This is a genomic window from Streptomyces zhaozhouensis (genome assembly GCF_900230195.1).
GTDB lineage: Bacteria > Actinomycetota > Actinomycetes > Streptomycetales > Streptomycetaceae > Streptomyces > Streptomyces zhaozhouensis.
Genome location: NZ_OCNE01000015.1, coordinates 41,674 through 60,661, shown reverse-complemented (window position 1 = coordinate 60,661; position 18,988 = coordinate 41,674). Strand labels below are relative to the sequence as shown.

The 18,988-nt window shown below is 72.6% G+C and carries 12 protein-coding genes; 2 read left to right on the top strand and 10 right to left on the bottom strand.

Annotated elements, in window-relative coordinates; genetic code table 11:
• Positions 1-95: 95 nt before the first annotated feature.
• Positions 96-2,972: a vitamin B12-dependent ribonucleotide reductase gene (locus tag CRP51_RS19885; protein WP_097232629.1), complete on the bottom strand. Its 2,877-nt coding sequence runs from the start codon at positions 2,970-2,972 to the stop codon at positions 96-98.
• Positions 2,973-3,073: 101 nt separating this feature from the next.
• Positions 3,074-3,583 carry a transcriptional regulator NrdR gene (gene nrdR, locus CRP51_RS19880; protein ID WP_097232628.1) on the bottom strand — a complete coding sequence of 170 codons (510 nt, stop codon included), beginning with the start codon at positions 3,581-3,583 and terminating at the stop codon, positions 3,074-3,076.
• 478 nt (positions 3,584-4,061) lie between these two features.
• On the opposite strand from nrdR, the gene lexA reads away from it, so the two are divergent.
• A complete protein-coding gene (lexA, locus tag CRP51_RS19875) occupies positions 4,062-4,805 on the top strand; it encodes a transcriptional repressor LexA (RefSeq protein WP_097232627.1) in 744 nt (247 codons plus the stop codon).
• 100 nt (positions 4,806-4,905) lie between these two features.
• Here lexA and CRP51_RS19870 read toward each other — a convergent pair whose 3' ends face one another.
• The 4 genes from CRP51_RS19870 to CRP51_RS19855 form a co-directional block, all read right to left on the bottom strand.
• Complete coding sequence (locus tag CRP51_RS19870; RefSeq protein WP_097232626.1) at positions 4,906-6,915, bottom strand: ATP-dependent DNA helicase; 2,010 nt, start codon at positions 6,913-6,915, stop codon at positions 4,906-4,908.
• 55 nt (positions 6,916-6,970) lie between these two features.
• Entirely contained in the window at positions 6,971-8,815 is a 1,845-nt protein-coding gene (locus tag CRP51_RS19865; RefSeq protein WP_439333197.1) for an IucA/IucC family protein, read from the bottom strand.
• A gap of 121 nt (positions 8,816-8,936) precedes the next feature.
• Positions 8,937-9,539, bottom strand: a complete 603-nt coding sequence (locus CRP51_RS19860) for a GNAT family N-acetyltransferase (RefSeq protein WP_245880692.1) — start codon at positions 9,537-9,539, stop codon at positions 8,937-8,939.
• 137 nt (positions 9,540-9,676) lie between these two features.
• Complete coding sequence (locus CRP51_RS19855; protein ID WP_097232711.1) at positions 9,677-11,674, bottom strand: IucA/IucC family protein; 1,998 nt, start codon at positions 11,672-11,674, stop codon at positions 9,677-9,679.
• A 310-nt stretch (positions 11,675-11,984) separates the two neighbouring features.
• On the opposite strand from CRP51_RS19855, the gene CRP51_RS19850 reads away from it, so the two are divergent.
• On the top strand, positions 11,985-13,199 hold the full coding sequence (locus CRP51_RS19850) for a trypsin-like serine peptidase (RefSeq protein WP_097232625.1): 1,215 nt from the start codon (positions 11,985-11,987) through the stop codon (positions 13,197-13,199).
• A gap of 91 nt (positions 13,200-13,290) precedes the next feature.
• On the opposite strand, the gene panD is transcribed toward CRP51_RS19850, so the two are convergent.
• The 4 genes from panD to dapF form a co-directional block, all read right to left on the bottom strand.
• The gene (gene panD / locus CRP51_RS19845) at positions 13,291-13,713 is read right to left on the bottom strand and encodes an aspartate 1-decarboxylase (RefSeq protein ID WP_097232624.1); all 423 of its coding nucleotides are present in this window, start codon (positions 13,711-13,713) and stop codon (positions 13,291-13,293) included.
• A gap of 259 nt (positions 13,714-13,972) precedes the next feature.
• A complete protein-coding gene (gene hflX / locus CRP51_RS19840) occupies positions 13,973-15,451 on the bottom strand; it encodes a GTPase HflX (protein WP_170970616.1) in 1,479 nt (492 codons plus the stop codon).
• Positions 15,452-15,699: 248 nt separating this feature from the next.
• Entirely contained in the window at positions 15,700-17,814 is a 2,115-nt protein-coding gene (locus CRP51_RS19835; protein ID WP_097232623.1) for a RelA/SpoT family protein, read from the bottom strand.
• Between the two features lie 277 nt (positions 17,815-18,091).
• Entirely contained in the window at positions 18,092-18,988 is an 897-nt protein-coding gene (gene dapF, locus CRP51_RS19830; protein WP_097232622.1) for a diaminopimelate epimerase, read from the bottom strand.

The following is an 18,988-nucleotide window of genomic DNA, read 5'->3' as shown; positions in this document are numbered from 1 at the left end:
GTGCCGACCACTCGGTCGACACCTTCCTGGCACCGCTCACCTCCCCGCCGTCGCGCGACGTCTCACCGCGCGACGGGGGGGGGCGGCGTTCGGCCTCAGCTGCAACCGCTGGTGGAGCCGCAGCCCTCACACAGGTAGCAGCTGCCGGCCCGGCGCATCTTGGTGCCGCAGGACAGGCAGAGCGGGGCGTCCGCGTTCAGCCCCAGCTGCATCTCGGCCAACTCCGTCGAGCTGTGCGCCTCCCGGGGCGCGGGCCGCTCCTCGGCCACCGGGGTCTGCTCGGCCGCCTGCGGCACCGACGCCGACGGGGCCTGTCGGGGCGCCGACTGGGAAAGCCCCTCGACGTCCAACTCCTCGTCGCCCGGCTCGTAGGAGCCGGTCTCCAGATGGCGCTGCCGCTCGGTCGCCGTGTGGATGCCCAGTGCCGACCGCGTCTCGAACGGCAGGAAGTCCAGCGCCAGCCGGCGGAAGATGTAGTCCACGATGGACTGCGCCATCCGCACGTCCTGGTCGTCCGTCATGCCTGCCGGCTCGAAGCGCATGTTGGTGAACTTCGAGACATAGGTCTCCAACGGCACCCCGTACTGGAGGCCGACCGAGACCGCGATGGAGAAGGCGTCCATCATCCCGGCGAGCGTCGACCCCTGCTTCGACATCTTCAGGAAGACCTCGCCGAGGCCGTCGTCCGGGTAGGAGTTGGCCGTCATGTACCCCTCGGCGCCGCCCACCGTGAAGGAGGTGGTGATCCCCGGCCGCCCCTTGGGGAGCCGGCGACGCACGGGCCGGTACTCGACGACGCGCTCCGGCTCGGCCGGCTGCTCGCCCTTCTCCGCGTCCTTGGTCTTGGCGGAGAGCGGCTGTCCGACCTTGCTGTTCTCCACGTAGACCGCCAGGGCCTTGACCCCGAGCTTCCAGCCCTGGTGGTAGATCTCCGCGACGTCGTCGACGGTGCTGCTGCTTGGCATGTTGACCGTCTTGGAGATGGCGCCGCTGAGGAACGGCTGGGCGGCCGCCATCATCCGCACGTGGCCCATGGGGGCGATCGACCGCTCCCCCATCGCGCAGTCGAAGACCTCGTAGTGCTCCAGCCGCAGACCGGGCGCGTCGACGACGTTCCCGTGCTCGGCGATGTGGGCGACGATCGCCTCGACCTGCTCCGGCTGGTAGCCGAGGCGCTTGAGCGCCTTGGGCACCGTGTTGTTGACGATCTGCATCGAGCCGCCGCCGACGAGCTTCTTGTACTTCACCAGCGCGAGGTCGGGCTCGACCCCGGTGGTGTCGCAGTCCATCATCAGCCCGATGGTGCCGGTCGGCGCCAGCACGGACGCCTGCGCGTTGCGGAAGCCGTGCTTGTCACCGAGGCGGACGACGTCCCGCCAGGCGGCGGTGGCCGCCGCCCACACCGGGGTGTCGAGGTCGTCGGAGCGCTGGGCCGCGTCGTTGGCGTCGGCGTGCTGGCGCATGACGCGCTTGTGGGCGTCCGCGTTGCGCGCGTAGCCCTCGTAGGGGCCGACGACCGCCGCCAGTTCCGCCGAACGCCGGTAGGAGGTGCCGGTCATCAGCGAGGTGATCGCGCCGGCGAGGGCCCGGCCGCCGTCCGAGTCGTAGGCGTGGCCGGTGGCCATCAGCAGCGCGCCCAGGTTGGCGTAGCCGATGCCCAACTGGCGGAAGGCGCGGGTGGTCTCGCCGATCTTCTCCGTCGGGAAGTCCGCGAAGCTGATGGAGATGTCCATCGCGGTGATGACCAGCTCAACCACCTTGGCGAAGCGCTCGGCGTCGAAGGACTGGTTGCCCTCGTCGTCGTCGGAGAGGAACTTCATCAGGTTCAACGAGGCGAGGTTGCACGAGGAGTTGTCCAGGTGCATGTACTCGCTGCACGGGTTGGACGCGGTGATCCGGCCCGACTCGGGGGAGGTATGCCACCGGTTGATGACGTCGTCGTACTGGATCCCGGGGTCCGCGCAGACGTGGGCGGCCTCGGCCATCTTCCGGAAGAGCTTCCGCGCGTCGACGTGCTCGATGATCTCGCCCGAGGTGCGGCCCCGCAGCCCGAAGGACTCGCCGGCCTCGACCGCGCGCATGAACTCGTCGTTCACCCGGACCGAGTTGTTCGCGTTCTGGTACTGCACGGAGGTGATGTCGTCGCCCCCGAGGTCCATGTCGAAGCCCGCGTCGCGCAGGGCGCGGATCTTCTCCTCCTCCTTGACCTTGGTCTCGATGAACGCCTCGATGTCCGGGTGGTCGACGTCCAGCACCACCATCTTGGCGGCCCGGCGGGTGGCGCCGCCGGACTTGATGGTCCCGGCGGAGGCGTCGGCACCGCGCATGAACGAGACGGGGCCGGAGGCGTTGCCGCCCGAGGAGAGGAGTTCCTTGGAGGAGCGGATGCGGGAGAGGTTCAACCCGGCGCCTGAGCCGCCCTTGAAGATCATCCCCTCTTCCTTGTACCAGTCGAGGATCGACTCCATGGAGTCGTCGACCGAGAGGATGAAGCAGGCACTGACCTGCTGCGGCTGGGCCGTGCCCACGTTGAACCAGACCGGCGAGTTGAAGCTGAAGACCTGGTGCAACAGCGCGTAGGTCAGCTCGTGCTCGAAGATCTCGGCGTCGGCCGGGGAGGCGAAGTAGCCGAACTTCTCGCCCGCCGCGCGGTAGGTGTGCACCACGCGGTCGATCAGCTGCTTGAGGCCGGTCTCCCGCTGCGGCGTGCCGACAGCGCCGCGGAAGTACTTGCTGGTGACGATGTTGACCGCGTTCACCGACCAGAAGTCGGGGAACTCGACGCCACGCTGCTCGAAGTTGATCGAACCGTCGCGCCAGTTGGTCATGACGACGTCACGACGCTCCCAGACCACCTCGTCGTAGGGGTGAATCCCCGCGGTGGTGTGAACGCGTTCGACCCGCAGCCCCTTGGTGCCCTTGCCGCCCTTGGCCCGTGAGCCCCGTGCCGGGCCGCTCGTCGTCTCAGTCATTCCGCCTCCCTGTTCGGGCATGACGCCCTGCTGTGCCCGGCCTGAACCGGAACACCCGTGCTGTTGTGAACTGTTGGCCGACGCGCGGCGATGCGCTCCGGTCAGGTCTTGTCCGCGACGCCGCCCTCGGCGTCCTCGGGTTGCCGCTGGGGCGAGGGCCCTCCGGGGGCCATGTCGCGCAGCTCGGCGATGGCGGACTCGAAGTCCTCCAGCGACTCGAACGCCCGGTAGACGGACGCGAATCGGAGATAGGCGACCAGGTCGAGCTCGCGGAGCGGCCCGAGTATCGCCAGGCCCACGTCGTGGGTGGACAGCTCCGCGCTGCCGGTGGCGCGCACGGCCTCCTCGACCCGCTGGCCGAGCAGCGCCAGCGCGTCCTCGGTGACGGGGCGCCCCTGACACGCCTTGCGCACGCCGGAGATCACCTTGTTCCGACTGAACGGCTCGGTGACGCCGCTGCGCTTGATCACCATCAGTGAGGCGGTCTCGACCGTCGTGAAGCGACGGGAGCAGCTCGGACACTGGCGACGGCGACGGATCAGCGTCCCGTCGTCGGCGGTGCGACTGTCCACGACACGGCTGTCGGAGTGGCGGCAGAAGGGGCAGTGCATGGCCTTCTCCCCTCTCCCTAGTGGTGACTCACAGTAGCCAGGCGCGGTGTCCCGGCATGACGGCAGCACTCGGCCTGACCGCCGGAGCAGGCCCGTCGAGGCACTGCCAAGCATAAGCGATTCCTTCGGACAGCGAAGACTCGGGACCACAATTTGTGGGACGGCGGGACACACTTCACCACTAGATCTGGTGGTGAGCTGTCAACATCATCCGTGCGCGTGTCGCGCCGGGAGCGCCGTCGGGGCACCGCGGCAGAGGACCGCGGGGGCAGGGCGGGGCCGACCGCCGCAGGGGAGGTTATCGCACGACCCGGTTACCGTTCGCACCCGGGACCGGATAGCGTGGGGGATCAATACACCCCGGACATGGCCCCAGGTATTCAATCGCGAAATTTTCACTCGAACGTGTGTTTGGCGCAACCTTTCGATACCAACTACCGTTGTCTGACTAGGGAGTACCACCTGAGAAGGGGCCTGCATGACCACCGCAGCAGACGACGCCATCACCGCCGCTGAGCGCCGCCAGGACCGGATGGGCACCCCGGGTGCCGGCCGGGCGATGCCCGGCCGCCCGCCGGGGATCAGGGCCGACAGCTCGGGGCTGACCGACCGCCAGCGCCGCGTGATCGAGGTGATCCGCGACTCGGTGCAGCGCCGCGGCTACCCGCCGTCGATGCGGGAGATCGGCCAGGCCGTGGGCCTCTCCAGCACCTCCTCCGTGGCCCACCAGCTGATGGCCCTGGAGCGCAAGGGCTTCCTGCGCCGCGACCCGCACCGCCCCCGCGCCTACGAGGTGCGCGGTGCCGAGGCGCCCGCGCCCCCCGCCACGGACACCGCGGGCAAGCCCGCCGCCTCCTATGTGCCCCTCGTCGGCCGCATCGCCGCCGGTGGCCCGATCCTGGCCGAGGAGTCGGTGGAGGACGTCTTCCCCCTCCCCCGCCAACTGGTCGGCGACGGTGAGTTGTTCGTCCTCAAGGTGGTCGGTGACTCCATGATCGAGGCCGCCATCTGCGACGGCGACTGGGTCACGGTCCGCCGCCAGCCGGTCGCGGAGAACGGCGACATCGTCGCCGCCATGCTGGACGGCGAGGCCACGGTCAAACGCTTCAAGCGGGAGGACGGCCAGATCTGGCTGCTTCCGCACAACGCCGCCTACCAGCCGATTCCCGGGGACGAGGCCACCATCCTGGGCAAGGTGGTCGCGGTGATGCGGCGGGTCTGACGCCCCTCGCCCCCACCCGCCCCCTCCCATCGAGGGGGCACTCCGCGGCAGGCTCCCCTGAGCCGGCCGCTCACGCCAGGCTTCCCTGAGAGGCCCACCCTCAGGTGCCGTTCGCCGACGCGGCGGCGTCCCGCGCTGCCGCGTCGATCGCCGCCAGGGAGCGGCGCACCTGGTTCCGGTCCGTCGTGTACCAGAAGTCGGGCATCGAGGCCCGCAGAAAGCTCCCGTACCTGGCCTTCTCCAACCGGGGATCCAGGACGGCGACGACCCCCTTGTCCCCGCTGGAGCGCACCAGCCGCCCGGCCCCCTGCGCCATCAGCAGCGCGGCGTGCGTCGCGGCCACCGCCATGAAGCCGTTCCCCCCCTTCTCCTCCACCGCCTTCTGACGGGCGCTGACCAGCGGATCGTCCGGCCGGGGGAAGGGCACCCTGTCCATCACGACCAACTGACAGCTCGGCCCCGGCACGTCGACGCCCTGCCAGAGCGAGAGCGTCCCGAAAAGACACGTCCGCGGGTCCTCGGCGAAAGCCTTGATCAGCTCGCCCAGGGTCTCCTCCCCCTGGAGCAGAATCGGCAGGTCCAGCCGGCCGCGCAGCTCCTGGGCGGCGGCCTGCGCGCCGCGCATCGAGGAGAAGAGCCCGAGCGTCCTCCCGCCCGCGGCCTCCACCAGCTCGGCCAGCTCGTCGAGCATGTCGCTCCTGCTGCCCTCACGTCCCGGCGGCGAGAGGTGCTTGGCGACGTAGAGGATGCCCTGCTTGCGGTAGTCGAACGGCGAGCCCACGTCGAGGCCCTGCCAGACCGGCAGCTCCTCGCCGCGCTCCCCCTCGGGCGCCAGTCCCAGGGAGGCGCCCACCCCGTTGAAGTCGCCGCCGAGCTTGAGCGTGGCCGAGGTCAGCACCACCGAGCGGTCGGTGAAGAGCTTCTCCCGCAGCAGCCCCGAGACCGACAGCGGCGCCACCCGCAGCGAGGCGCCGAAGCGGTCGTGTCGTTCGCACCAGATGACGTCGAACTCCGAGCCCTGACAGAGCCGTTCGGCGACCGACTGCACGCTCTCCGCCGAGGCGAGCGCCTGCTTGCGCACCGCGTCCTCGTCCGCCACCGAGGAGTCCTTGGTGGCCCCGAGCGCCGTGATCACCGCGCGCGACGCGTCCCGCAGCGCCGCCACCGCGTAGCCCAGGTCCTCGGGCAGCGACTCCAGGCGCCCGGGCAGGGCCAGCTCCATCAGCCGCTCGAAGCTCTCCGCCGCCGTCTGGAGCTGGTCGGCCACCTTCTCGTCCACCAGCTTGGCCGCCCGGCGGACCGCGCGGTTCACCCCGCCGGGGGTCAGCTCTCCGGTGGCGACCCCCGTCACCCGCGAGACCAACTCGTGCGCCTCGTCCACGATCAGCACCTCGTGCCCCGGGAGCACCGGGGCGCCCTCGATCGCGTCGATGGCCAGCAGCGCGTGGTTGGTGACGATCACCTCGGCGACCTTGGCCCGCTCCCTGGCCGCCTCGGCGAAGCACTCCATGCCGTAGACGCACCTGCTCGCACCCAGGCACTCTCGGGAGGAGACCGAGACCTGCGACCAGGCACGGTCCGAGACGCCGGGAGAGAGGTCGTCCCGGTCCCCCGACTCCGTCTCGTCCGCCCAGTCCCGCAGCCTCAGCAGGTCCTTGCCGAGCCGGCTGGTCGGGCCGCCCATCGCCTGGGCGGCCTCCAGCGGGTCGAAGAGGCCCTGCTCGTCGTCGCTGGGCACGCCCTCGTGCAGCCTGTGCAGACACAGGTAGTTGGACCGGCCCTTGAGCGTGGCGTACTCGGGCCGCCGCCGCAGCAGCGGCCGCAGGGCCTCGACCGTGCGCGGCAGGTCCCGCTCGATCAGCTGCCGCTGGAGCGCCAGGGTGGCCGTGGCGACGACCACCCGGTCGCCGCCCGCGATGGCCGGCACCAGGTACCCCAGCGACTTGCCGGTGCCGGTGCCGGCCTGGATCAGCAGGTGCGAACCGTCCTCGACCGCGCCGGCCACGGCCTGGGCCATGGCCACCTGACCAGGCCGTTCTGAGCCGCCCACGGCGACGACGGCGGCGTGCAACAGCTCGGTGAGGGAGGGCTTCCCCGATGTGCCAGTCATAGGGCCCCACACCCTACGCGGGCCCACTGACAACGCGCCGGCCACGGGTCGTCCCTCAGCCAGGATTGAGCGGGTTGGCGACGGTGCCCAGCACGGCGGCGTGCGGCCGGCTCGACCTGTCGCGGTAGCCGTCGAGCTGGAGGCGGTTGCGGTTGAGGCAGAGGCGCTGGATCCTCGGGACCAGCAGGTCGAAGGTCTCGAACCGGTGTTTGAGCTCGGGGAAACGGTGCTGGTAGGCGAGGATCTCGGCCCGCACGAGCGCCCAGAAGTCGACCTCCGGCACCCGCAGCCGCTCCTCGCACAGGGGCGCCAGGAAGCGGAAGACGCCGACGAACAGCCCCGAGTGGATGAACTGGGTGAGGAACGAGGGCTGCTCGGTCAGCAGCACCTCCCGCACCTCGATCGGCATTCCCTCGAACTCGGGCAGCGGCTCCGCGCTCAGGTTGACGTCGTCGACGAAGTCCTTGACCGCCAGCCGCACCGGGATGTCCCGCTCGTCGAAGACCACCAGCGCGTTCTCCCCGTGCGGCGAGAAGACCGTGCCGTAGCGGTACAGGAAGTGCAGCAGCGGCGGGAGCAGCACGGCGAAGAGGCGACGCAGCCACTCCCGCGGCTCGAGGCCGGAGCGGCGCACCAGCTCGGCCGTGAACGAGTGCCCCCGCCCGTCGGTGCTGAGCAGGGAGGCGAGGGTCCGGGCGCGTTCGTGCGGTTCCAGAAAGGAGTCGATCGGCTCCCGCCAGATACAGCCAAGAAGCTCCCGGTACTGATAGGGAACGCCGGCCAGCCGATCGTAGAGCGGATGCTCCACGGTCACCGAGGCGGTCTCCCCCAGCAGGATCACCCGGGTCTCCTCGGCGAGGAACGGGTCCGCGTCCCGCAGCCCGAGCACCCAGGCGGTGACGGCCGGGGCGGCCAGGGTGCGCTCGGTGGGCAGCCCGCGCCACACCAAGGTGTTCAGGATGGACAGCGGCAGCTTGACCGAACGCGCGTGCGGGCGGCTGACGTTGAGGAACGTGCGGATCGACTGCTGCGGCAGCCGCAGGTCGCCGTCGCTCGGCAGCGGGACGAGCAGCCCGGCAGCGATCTGCGGCGCGTAGAGCGTGGCTATGCTCTCGTCCCACTGCCAGGGGTGGATCGGCAGCCACAGGTACTCCTCGGGCCGCAGCCCCCGCTCGGTCAGGACGCGGGCGAAGCTCTCGCGGGTGGTCTCGGAGAGCTCCTGGGCGTAGAGCGCGTCCTCGTCGGCCACCACCCCCGTCCCCCGGTAGGTGGCCAGCGAACGGTGCACGGCCAGCCAGGGCAGGGCGCTCGGGGTACGCGCCTCGGGGGCCCAGCGGCGGGTGTCGCTGGCGGAGAAGCCCAGCCGCCCCTTGTTGGCGACCAGCCAGGGGTGCCCGGTCTGCCGTCCCTCCAGGCCCGCGTGGTCCAGCTCCACCAACCGCTCGACGGGCAGTTGCTCGGCGGCGAGGGCGGCGTCGGCGCCGAGGGTGGCGGTCAGTTCACGGATCAGATGGCCGGTGGTGTCGCCGGAGAGCCCCAGCACCCGGTCGTGCGCCGCGGCGACGAACTCCAGGGGGTCGGCGTCCGGGGTGATCGAGGAAGGATCGATTCGCCAGTGGCCGTAGGCCCCGCGCCGGGCGCGGAACCGGTAGGTCAACTCCTCATTGACGGGCAGCTCGTAGCCGCCCGGCTGTCCGTGCTCGGCGTACGGGGTGATGATGCCCTCGTAGGCGAACTCGGCCAGCATCTTGGCGAACAGCTCGCGCGACGCGCGGCGCCAGCGTCCGCTCTCGGACCGCTCGGGGTCGGAGGGCGGCCCGGCGGGGTCGGCGGCGGAGCCCGGGGGGAATCCGGAACTCGGGCCGGTATCCGGTCCGGGGATCGGGGCTGTGCTCGGTATGGACAACGGTCGCTCCCTTGGTGAGGCCGGCGAGGCCGGTGATCGAGTGGTGCGGTGGTGCGGGCGAGGTGGGGCCGGTCGGGCCCGTGCCGGGGAGGCGACGCGGGCTGCCGACCGGCCCTCAGCGCCGCCTGACCAGCAGGGCGGCACGCTTGTCCGGCAGTCGCAGCTCCGCCGTCTTGCGGAAGCCGGCCGCGCGGAAGGCGGCCAGGGAGGCCACGTTCCGCACGTCGGGCTCGGCGACCACCCGGGGGGCGCGGGGGGCGTGCTCCAGCACCGCGTCCGCCACCGCGCGCAGCAGCACCGAGCCGAGGCCCCGCCCCCGGTCCTCCGGGGGGCCGATCGCGAGATGGACGCCCATGTCGTGGAGCAGGGCCGGATAGTGGGCGGCGAGCGGGTCGAGATCGGCGCGGTAGATCTCCCAGTAGCTCATCGCCCGGCCGTCCAGCAGCCCCAGGCAGGGCAGGCTGTGGCCGCCGGGCACCAACTGCCGGCGCACCTGCTCGGCGGTCCGCTCGGCCGGCCCGGCCAGCTGCCAGAAGGCGTCCACGGCCGGGTCGTTCATCCAGCCGGTGAGCAGCGGGAGATCGCGTTCCGGGTCCACGGGCCGCAGTCGGAAGGAGCCGGCGACCGTCGGGCGCGGTGGCCAGTCGGCGAGCCCCGCCAACGGCTCGACCGGCGCCGTCGGCGACCCCTCGGGGGGCGACGTCGAAGGGGTGGTCACGCTCCGTCTCCTCTCCGTTGCTACGCGGTTCTCGGTCCGCTGTGCTCCGCGTCGGTCGTGCTCGTTCTCGTTCTCGCTCGGTCGTGCTCGGTCGTTCTCGGTCGTTCTCGTTCTCGGTCGCTGCGGCGGTGTGGGGCTCAGCGGGGGGCCAGGGGGTTGGCCAGCGCGACGTAGACCGACTGGCCGTCGACCGGGCCGGTCAGCTCGTCCATGCCGCGCAGGCGGGTCAGCAGGTTGGCCTTGCAGCGCAGGGTGCCGGCCGTCAACAGGTGGGAGACCAGCGGCGAGACCGGGCCGTCCGCACGCCCCGCCTCCTCGGCGAGGAAGGCCCGGACGACCGCGAGCAGCGCCGTCTCCTCGGCGAGCCCCTGCGCGCCCAGGGCGCCGACCAGGCCCAGGATGTTGTTGATCCCCAGGTAGTAGGCGAAGCGCTCGTCGGTCACGGCGTCCGGCACGAAGGTGTCGGAGCGCTCCCCCAGCCCCGGCGACCTCCGCCGGAGCGCGGCCCGGTGGGAGTCACGGAAGTAGTAGCCCTGGTTGTCCCGGTACCGGCCGCCGACCGGCCACCCCTCGGCGTCGAGCAGGACCAGCGTGTTCTGCTGGTGGGCCTCCAGCGCGACGCCGGCGTGCGCGTCGAGCCAGAGCACCGGACGCACCACCGCGCGCAGATACCGCCCCAGCCACTCCTCGGCGACCGCCGCCCGGCCGGCGCCCGTGCTCTCGGCCAACCGACGCACCACCTCGGCGAGGCGCGAGGAGAACGCGCCCGACCGGCCCGGCCAGGGGCGCTGCGCGGTGAGCGCGGCCAGGCAGAGCACGTCGTCCTCGGGGCCGAACGGGCTCTGCCGCAGCAGCGTGTCCATCCCCGGGATCGGCCGCCCCGCCAGGTCGTCGACGGCGAGCCAGGCCGGGTCCCTGACGATGTCGAAGCCGGGACCGCAGGCGGCGCGCAGCTCGGCGGCGAGGCCGCCCTCCAGGAGGCGGTGCGCCTCGACGCCCCGGTGCAGCTCCTTGCGGAGGTTCTCCCGGCGGGAGTTGGTGATCCACAGGCCGAGGGAGAGCTTCAGCATCACCTCTGCGCCGGGGCGCAGCACCGTGCGGACCGAGGAGGTCGGGTGCCACGGGGGGCCGTGCTCGCCCAGATCGTGGAGGAGCCCTTCGGCGAACAGCTCGGCGACGGCGGGGCGGTGCGCCACGTCCCTGGCCTGCCAGGGGTGGAGCGGCAGCGGGACCGTGCCGGGCGGCAGGGGCAGGGGCGCGCCGGCCGCCCTGGCGGCCAGGGTCTCGGCGGGGACCTCGCCTCCCTCCTCGCGCCAGGCGGAGTCGGTGGCGAGCACCGCGCGGTCGACGGCCAGCCAGTGCAGCCGGAAAGAACCGCGCAGCTCGGGCGAGCAACGGGCGGCCTCCCGGCCGGCGATGCCCTCCAGGCTCTTGGGGTTGGGGTGGAGCGGGTGCCCGAGGAGCACCGACTGCTCGGCGTCGAGGAAGGCGTGCCCGTGCCGCGCCGGGCCGGGCTCGGCCCTGCGGTGCGCGAGGAAGAGCGCCGTCCTGCGCTGGGAGTCGGCGACCCGCCCGACGAGCGCCGCGGTCTCCCCGTCCACCCGTCCGCCGGCCGCGCTCGCCGCCTCGCGGCCGAGCAGCGCGGCCAGCGTCACCGCGTCCAGCGGCGGGGCGCCGACCGGAGCCGTCGCCAACTCGGGCACCCCGAAACGGTGCCACCCCGTCGCCGACCAGTGGCGCACCGGGACGCGCAGCGCGGCGCCCGAGGCCGGCAGCGGCAGGGCGAGCACGCCGCCCGCCGGCCGGGCCACCCCCGTCTCCCTGATCCAGCAGCGCAACAGCCCCTCGCACGCGGCGGCGTCGGCCGCGACCTCCGGGTCCGGGTGCGTGAGCGGATCGACGTCGTCCGGCCGTTCGCCCGGCGCTCCGGCGTGCTCGACGGGGAAGCCGTGGGAGGTGGAGGAGCGACGGGGGAGGTCGTCCGGCGCGTGGCGGGTCTGGCGGGGCACGGAGTGCTCGACGAGCCCGGCGGAGGACGCGGGGCCCTGCGGAACGGAGGAGATCGGGGGGACGGGGGAAACCGAGGAGGCCGCCTCCTGCTGTGCGCCATGGTCGGGGCGGGGGCGTGCGTTCATCGGGGTGCGGCGCGGCGACACCCGGGTCAACCGAGCGGACGCGCCTCCCTCCTTCGTGTGAATTCTTGAGCCCCGTCGGGCAGTTGGTCGGAGTGCGGTGACGTACCACCATTCGTAGTAACGACCGAGTGCCTCCCGGATCACGGGCGGTCATCGGATTTCTTGTCCGAAAGTCCCCTGGCGACCGTGGGGAACCGGGGACCCGGTCATCGCCGTCAAGATGGACACCGGCATAGTTGGGGGGCGCCTGACCCGTCAGGCGAGTCTGCCTAGCCCATGCGAAGAACCACTGCTTCAGGGGGATTGACCCATGTCACCGATACGCCGACGGGCATCGCGTCGCCGCATCGCGCTGGCGACGACGGGAATGGCCGTGTGCCTCGCGTTGACCGCCACCGCGTGCAATGACGACGACTCGGGCGACAACGCGCAGCCCAGTGAGGAGACGCCGTCCGAGGGGGGAGACGAGCTCCAGGACGTGCTCGACAACCTGCCCTTCGAGTTCGACGTGGACCGCTGGGTCGAGGGTGGCTGGGAGGACTGGGACCAGGACACCTGGCTGCGCGAGATCGGCGACTTCGTCAACCCGATCATCGAGGGTCTGTGGGACACCGACCGGATGGGCGAGGCGGAGGACCCCGACCAGTCGATCGACGACGGTCAGATCGACGAGGACGCCAACGCGCCCGACGCGGACGACCCGATGGACGACCGCGGCGTCACCGACCTGGAGCCGACGCCCATCGAGGCGGAGGCCGTGCCGACGCCCTACACGGAGAACGGCGCGCCGATAGGCAAGGTCTTCTTCGACAGCCCCGAGGGCCCGATGGTCTGCTCCGGCACCGTGGTCAAGGACCCGGCCCGCCCGGGCCAGTCCAACCTGGTGGCCACCGCCGGCCACTGCGTCCACGCGGGCGTGGGCGGCGGCTGGTACCGGAACCTGAGCTTCGTCCCGGCCTACAACAACGACGGCCTGTCGGCGATGGAGGCGGAGAACGAGGCCAACGCGGGCTCCGTCCACCCGTACGGCATCTACTGGGCCACCTACGTCTCGACCACCCAGTACTGGCTGGAGAACGGCACCACCACCGGCGGCGAGGGCGCGCACGGCGACTTCGCGATCATGTCGGTGGAGCCCGAGGACGGCAGCGGCCGTTCGCTGGAGGAGACGGTCGGCTCCGCCGTCGACATCAACTTCGACGCCCCCGCCGTCTCGGGCCTCGGTGACACCACGCTCTACGGCTTCCCGGCCGCCGAGCCCTACGACGGCGCGCTGATGTACCGGTGCACCGACACCCCGGGCCGGCTGACGATCGACCCGACGATGCCCGTTCTGTACTGGGCGGGCTGCACCATGACCGGTGGCTCGTCCGGCGGCCCGTGGCTGCGCGCGGGCGACGACGGCGAGGCCGAGCTGGTCTCGGTCAACTCGATCGGCCCGCTGGAGAGCACCTGGCTCGCGGGACCGCGCCTCGACGTGGAGGCCCAGGAGGTCTTCGACAGCGTCAGCGGTTACGAGGGCTGATCACGCGGGACACCGCGGGAGGGGCCGGCGACGCGATGGCGCCGCCGGCCCCTCGGCGTTCCGGGTGCGGGGCGACCGCCCCGCACCCGGCTCAGGCGCGGGCGGTGGAGAGCGGGCCGCGGCGGGTGTCACCGCCGGGAACCGGCTCGGAGGGGTCGGCGCCGAGGGCGACCACGCGGTTGTCGGCGTCGACATGGACGACGGAGGGACGCAGCGCGCGGGCCTCGGCGTCGTCGACCTGGGCGTAGCTGATCAGGATCACCAGGTCACCGGGCTTGACCAGGTGCGCGGCCGCGCCGTTGATCCCGATGACGCCGGAGCCGCGACGGCCCTCGATGACATAGGTCTCCAGGCGGTTGCCGTTGTCGATGTCGACGATGTGCACCTGCTCGCCGGGGAGCAGGTCGGCGGCGTCCATCAGGTCGGCGTCTATGGTCACCGAACCCACGTAGTGCAGGTCGGCCTCCGTCACCGTGGCTCGGTGGATCTTCGACTTGAACATGGTTCGCAGCATCGCGGTACTCCAGGAGCTCGGCTCCCTGCCTGCGTTTTCGCAGGTCAAGGGCAGTTTCCATACCATACAACAAGCACTGTGCGCGGAGGTGTTCCCGGACAGGGCCCACCGTTCCGTGGACCACGTCAGCCTACGCGCGGCCTCGCGACGGCCCGCCGGGGGTGTCGGGCCCCGCACGCGCGAAGCCGGAGGGCCCCGACCCGCGAGGCGTCTCGCGGGTCGGGGCCCTCCGGCCGGTCGCGCTGGGAGGTCCCGCTGGTCAGGACCTGGTGGCGAGGGTGAACCGCTCCAGCAGGGCGCCCAGCTCCGGGTGCACCCTCGCCTTCAGCAGGGTGCCCTCGCCGGTGTGCTCCTCGGAGAGCACCTCGCCCTCCTCGTGCACCCGGGAGACCAGGGCGCCCTCGGTGTAGGGCACCAGCGCCTCCAACTCCACCGAGGGATGCGGCAGCCGCTCCTCGATGAGGGCGAGCAGCTCCTCCATCCCCAGGCCGCTGTGGGCGGAGACGGCGATCGCCTGGCGCTCGGTGCGCAGCAGCCGCTGGAGGATCACCTCATCGGCGATGTCCGCCTTGTTGACCACGACGATCTCCGGCACGTCCCGCGCGCCGACATCGTTGATCACCTCTCGGACGGCGGCCAACTGCTCCTCCGGCGCCGGGTGCGAACCGTCCACGACGTGCAGGATCAGGTCCGCGTCGCCGACCTCCTCCATCGTCGACCGGAACGCCTCGACCAGGTGGTGCGGCAGATGGCGCACGAAGCCCACCGTGTCGGCCAGGGTGTAGGAACGCCCGCCCGGCGTCTCGGCCTTGCGGACCGTCGGGTCGAGCGTGGCGAACAGCGCGTTCTCCACCAGGACACCGGCCCCCGTGAGGCGGTTGAGCAGGGAGGACTTCCCCGCGTTGGTGTAGCCGGCGATGGCGACCGAGGGGACCTCGCGGCGGTTGCGCTCGCGCCGCTTGACGTCACGCCCGACCTTCATCTGGGCGATCTCCCGACGCATCTTCGCCATCTTCTCGCGGATGCGCCGCCGGTCCGTCTCGATCTTGGTCTCACCGGGGCCGCGGGTCGCCATCCCGCCGCCACCGCCGCCGCCCATCTGCCGGGAGAGCGACTGACCCCAGCCGCGCAGCCGGGGCAGCATGTACTGCATCTGGGCCAGGGCCACCTGCGCCTTGCCCTCACGGGACTTGGCGTGCTGGGCGAAGATGTCGAGGATCAGGGCGGTGCGGTCGACCACCTTGACCTTGACGACGTCCTCCAGGTGGATCAACTGCCCCGGACTCAGCTCGCCGTCGCAGACCACGGTGTCGGCCGCCGTCTCGACGACCAGGTCGCGCAGCTCCTGGGCCTTGCCCGAGCCGATGTAGGTGGCCGGGTCCGGCCGGTCGCGGCGCTGGATCACGCCGTCGAGCACCATGGCGCCCGCCGTCTCGGCGAGCGCGGCCAGCTCGGCCAGCGAGTTGTCCGCGTCCTGGGCGGTACCCGAGGTCCAGACACCGACCAGCACCACGCGCTCCAGGCGCAGTTGGCGGTACTCGACCTCGGTGACGTCCTCCAGCTCGGTCGAGAGGCCGGCGACCCGCCGCAGCGCGGCGCGCTCCTCCCGCTCGAACTGCTCGCCGTCCCGGTCATCGGAGATTTCGTTCCAGGCGACGTCCTCATCCATCAGGGCGTCGGCCCGGCGGTTCGCCGTGGAGTGGCGCTGGGTGTCCTGAGGAAGGGAAGAGAAGGTCAATGCGATCCTTAGGTTCGACTGGGTCAGCCGCCCGGTGGGGCCGCCACGAGGAGGGCCGCCGCAGGGGCTGGGGAACTGGGCCTGCTCGGGGAACGCCCGGGCCGCCGGGATGATTCCCGGCCGCCGCCCCGGGCGCGCCGGGGCTCCTCCGCCATGGTGGCACGGCGGTGGCCCCGGGGCACCGGATTAACGGCCCGACGCCCGGCCCGCGCCCGGCCAGGGGCCCCGGCCGTGGCCGGAGCCCCGGCTCACGGGTGCAGCCGGACCGCGCGCGAGACGTCATACACGCCGGGTACCCGGCGCATGGCCCGCATCAACCTCGGCAGCCCCGACGCGTCGGGGAGCCGCAGCGTGTAGGTGTGGCGGACCCGCTGCTGTCGCGGCGGCTCCACCTCGGCGTGCACCACGGCCGCGCCGTGCAGCGCCAGGGCCTCGGTGAGGTCGGCCAGCAGCTCGGGCCGCCCCAGCGCCTCCGCCTGGAGGGTGACCCGGCAGCCGCCCGAGGCGGACCGCCAGCGGACCGCCAGCGCCGCGCGCCCGCCGTCGACCATCTCCACGGCCGTCGGGCACTCCTGCCGATGCACGGTCACGGCGCCGCCCCGCACCGCGAAGCCGCAGGCGGCGTCCGGCGGAACGGGCGTGCAGCAGCGCGCCAAGCGCACCTGCGCGCGGGGCGCGCCCGGCACGAGCGCCGCCTCCTCCTCGCCCGCCGGCGCGCCGTCGTGCGCCGGCGGCTCCGGCTCGGGCGCGGGGGGCCTGGCCTCCTCGCCACGCTCGCTCTCCGGTCGCGCGCCCCCGGTCTTCAGCCAGGAACGGATCGCGACCCGGGCCGCGGGGGTCGTCGCGTGCTCCAGCCACTCGGGCGAGGGGCCCGAGCCCCCGTCGCCGGCGAGCAGCAGCTGAACGGTGTCGCCGTCGCGCAGCACGGTGCGCAGGTTCGCCAGCCGGCCGTTGACCCGGGCCCCCATGCAGGAGTGGGCCGCCGCGCCGTGCCGGGCATAGGCCGCGTCCACGCAGGTCGCGCCGACCGGCAGTTGGAGCGGACCGTCCTCGGGGGCGCCGGCGAAGACGGTGATCTCCCGGTCCCTGGCCAGCTCCTCGCGCAGCTCGGTCCAGAAGGTGTCGGAGTCGGTCGCCTGCTCCTGCCACTTCAGCAGCCGGGAGAGCCAGCCGGGGCGCGTCGGGTCGCCCGCGCGCTCCGGCTCCTCGGGGCCCGCCTCCGCCTCGGCGGAGCGGTGCGGGTCGCCGAGGGCGATCACGCCGTTCTCCGCGACGCGGTGCATGGCGTGGGTGCGGACCAGCACCTCGGCGACGTCGCCCGCCGGGGTGGCGAAGGCGGTGTGCAGGGACTGGTACAGGTTGAACTTGGGGGCGGCGACGAAGTCCTTGAACTCGGAGACCACCGGGGTGAGACAGGTGTGCAGCTCCCCGAGGACCGCGTAGCAGTCGGCGTTCTCCCCGACGAGGATCAGCAGCCGCCCGTAGTCCCAGGCGCCCAGCTCCCCGCGTTTGAGCCGGGCGCGGTGCACGGAGAAGAGGTGGCGCGGCCGGATCTGGACCTCGGCGGCGATGCCGGCCTCCCGCAGGACGCCGCGCACCAGCGAGGCGGCCTCGGTCAGCGGGTCCGGCCGCCCGTGGTGGGCGAGCACCAGCTCCCTGGCCTCGCGGTGCTCCTCGGGGTGGAGGACGGCGAAGACCAGGTCCTCCAGCTCCGTCTTGACCGTGTGCACGCCGAGCCGCTCGGCCAGCGGGATCAGCACGTCCCTGGTCACCCGCGCGATCCGCGCCTGCTTCTCGGGCCGCATCACGCCGAGGGTGCGCATGTTGTGCAGCCGGTCGGCGAGCTTGATGGACATCACCCGGACGTCGCTGCCGGTGGCCACCAGCATCTTGCGGAACGTCTCGGACTCGGCGGCGGCGCCGTACTCGACCTTCTCCAGCTTGGTGACCCCGTCCACCAGATGGCCGACCTCGTCCCCGAAGTCGGCCCGCACCTGCTCCAGCGTCACCTCGGTGTCCTCGACGGTGTCGTGCAGCAGGGAGGCCGTCAACGTGGTGGTCTCCGCGCCCAGTTCGGCGAGGATCAGGGTGACGGCCAGGGGGTGGGTGATGTAGGGCTCGCCGCTCTTGCGGGTCTGGCCGCGGTGGGCCTCCTCGGCGATCTGGTAGGCGCGGCGCAGCAGACCGACGTCGGCGCCGGGGTGGTGGCCCCGGTGCGCCTTGGCCAGATGCTCGATGGCGTCGGGGAGCGAGTGGCGGTCCGAGCCGAAGACCGCCGCGCGGCCGAGCTGACGGAGCTTCACGCGGCGGTGACCCCGGCGTGTGGGCGTCGTGCCGCTCGGGGTGGTCGCCTCTGCCGTCATGTGGGGGCACCTCCGCGGTCGGGTGGACCGGACCGCGGCTCATGTCCGGTGGTCCCGTGACCCGGGACAGTCCCGCAGCGGCGCCGGTGCTTGATGCTACCGAGCCCACCACGCGTGGCGGACCGCGGGAGGTCCCGATCGCCGGGGATCACCCATTCAGGTGACGTATGTTCTGGCGAAGCTGTCCGAAAGAGGCCGCTCAGAGGCTGAGGAATGACGTTTCGTCGCCTGGAGGCGCGCCCCGGGGCGCCTCGAACGCGCCCCGGGCAGGCGAACATCAGTCCTCGCTCGTCAACAGCCCCGGGGCAAGCGTGCCCTCGGCCACGATCACGGCTGGCCCGGTCATGCTCACGGTGCCGTCGACGGCCTCCGTGATCTCCAGCCGACCGCCCGGCACGTCCACCGCGTAGGTCACCGGCCGACCGTCCACGGCCGGGTCGCGGCCGTCCCTGCGGGCGGCGGCCACCATCACGGCGCAGGCCCCGGTGCCGCAGGAGCGGGTCTCCCCCGAGCCGCGCTCGTGGACGCGCAGCGCCACATGACGCTCCCCCCGGTCCACCACGAACTCCACGTTGGTGCCCTGCGGGTAGGCCGCGGCCGGGCGCACCACCGGCGCTTCGCGCAGGGGCCCGGCGTGGGCGAGGTCGTCGACGAAGGCGACCGCGTGCGGGTTGCCCATGTCCACGTGGTGGGCCGGCCAGTCGCGGGCCCCGACGGCGACGGTCACCGAGGCCGCCGCACCGTCCGGGAGGTGGGCGGCGCCCATCGTCACGGTGACCGGCCCGCGCTCGGGGTCCCGCTCGTCGAACCGCGCCCGGCGCAGGCCGGCCCGGGTGACGACGGTGACCTCGGGGCCCCGCACCAGCCCGGCGTGGCGCAGATAGCGGGCGAAGACGCGCAGCCCGTTGCCGCACATCTCGGCGACGCTGCCGTCGGCGTTGCGGTAGTCCATGAACCACTGGGCCCCGTCGGCCTCCTGGGCCGCCTCGGGGTGAACGGCCGCGCGCACCGCGCGCAGCACGCCGTCGGCGCCGACGCCCGCGCGGCGGTCGCAGAGCCGGGCGACGTCGCCGGCCGTCAGGTCGAGCCGGCCGTCGTGGTCGGGGATGATGACGAAGTCGTTCTCGGTGCCGTGTCCCTTGAGGAACGGCACGCGCCGCGCTGGGGTACCCAC

Bases quoted from the DNA above. Each gene is read 5' to 3' on its own strand.
- CRP51_RS19850 (WP_097232625.1), top strand. From the start codon at position 11,985: ATGTCACCGATACGCCGACGGGCATCGCGTCGCCGCATCGCGCTGGCG.
- CRP51_RS19885 (WP_097232629.1), bottom strand. From the start codon at position 2,972: ATGACTGAGACGACGAGCGGCCCGGCACGGGGCTCACGGGCCAAGGGC.
- nrdR (WP_097232628.1), bottom strand. From the start codon at position 3,583: ATGCACTGCCCCTTCTGCCGCCACTCCGACAGCCGTGTCGTGGACAGT.
- panD (WP_097232624.1), bottom strand. From the start codon at position 13,713: ATGCTGCGAACCATGTTCAAGTCGAAGATCCACCGAGCCACGGTGACG.
- CRP51_RS19870 (WP_097232626.1), bottom strand. From the start codon at position 6,915: ATGACTGGCACATCGGGGAAGCCCTCCCTCACCGAGCTGTTGCACGCC.
- CRP51_RS19835 (WP_097232623.1), bottom strand. From the start codon at position 17,814: ATGACGGCAGAGGCGACCACCCCGAGCGGCACGACGCCCACACGCCGG.
- lexA (WP_097232627.1), top strand. From the start codon at position 4,062: ATGACCACCGCAGCAGACGACGCCATCACCGCCGCTGAGCGCCGCCAG.
- CRP51_RS19855 (WP_097232711.1), bottom strand. From the start codon at position 11,674: ATGAACGCACGCCCCCGCCCCGACCATGGCGCACAGCAGGAGGCGGCC.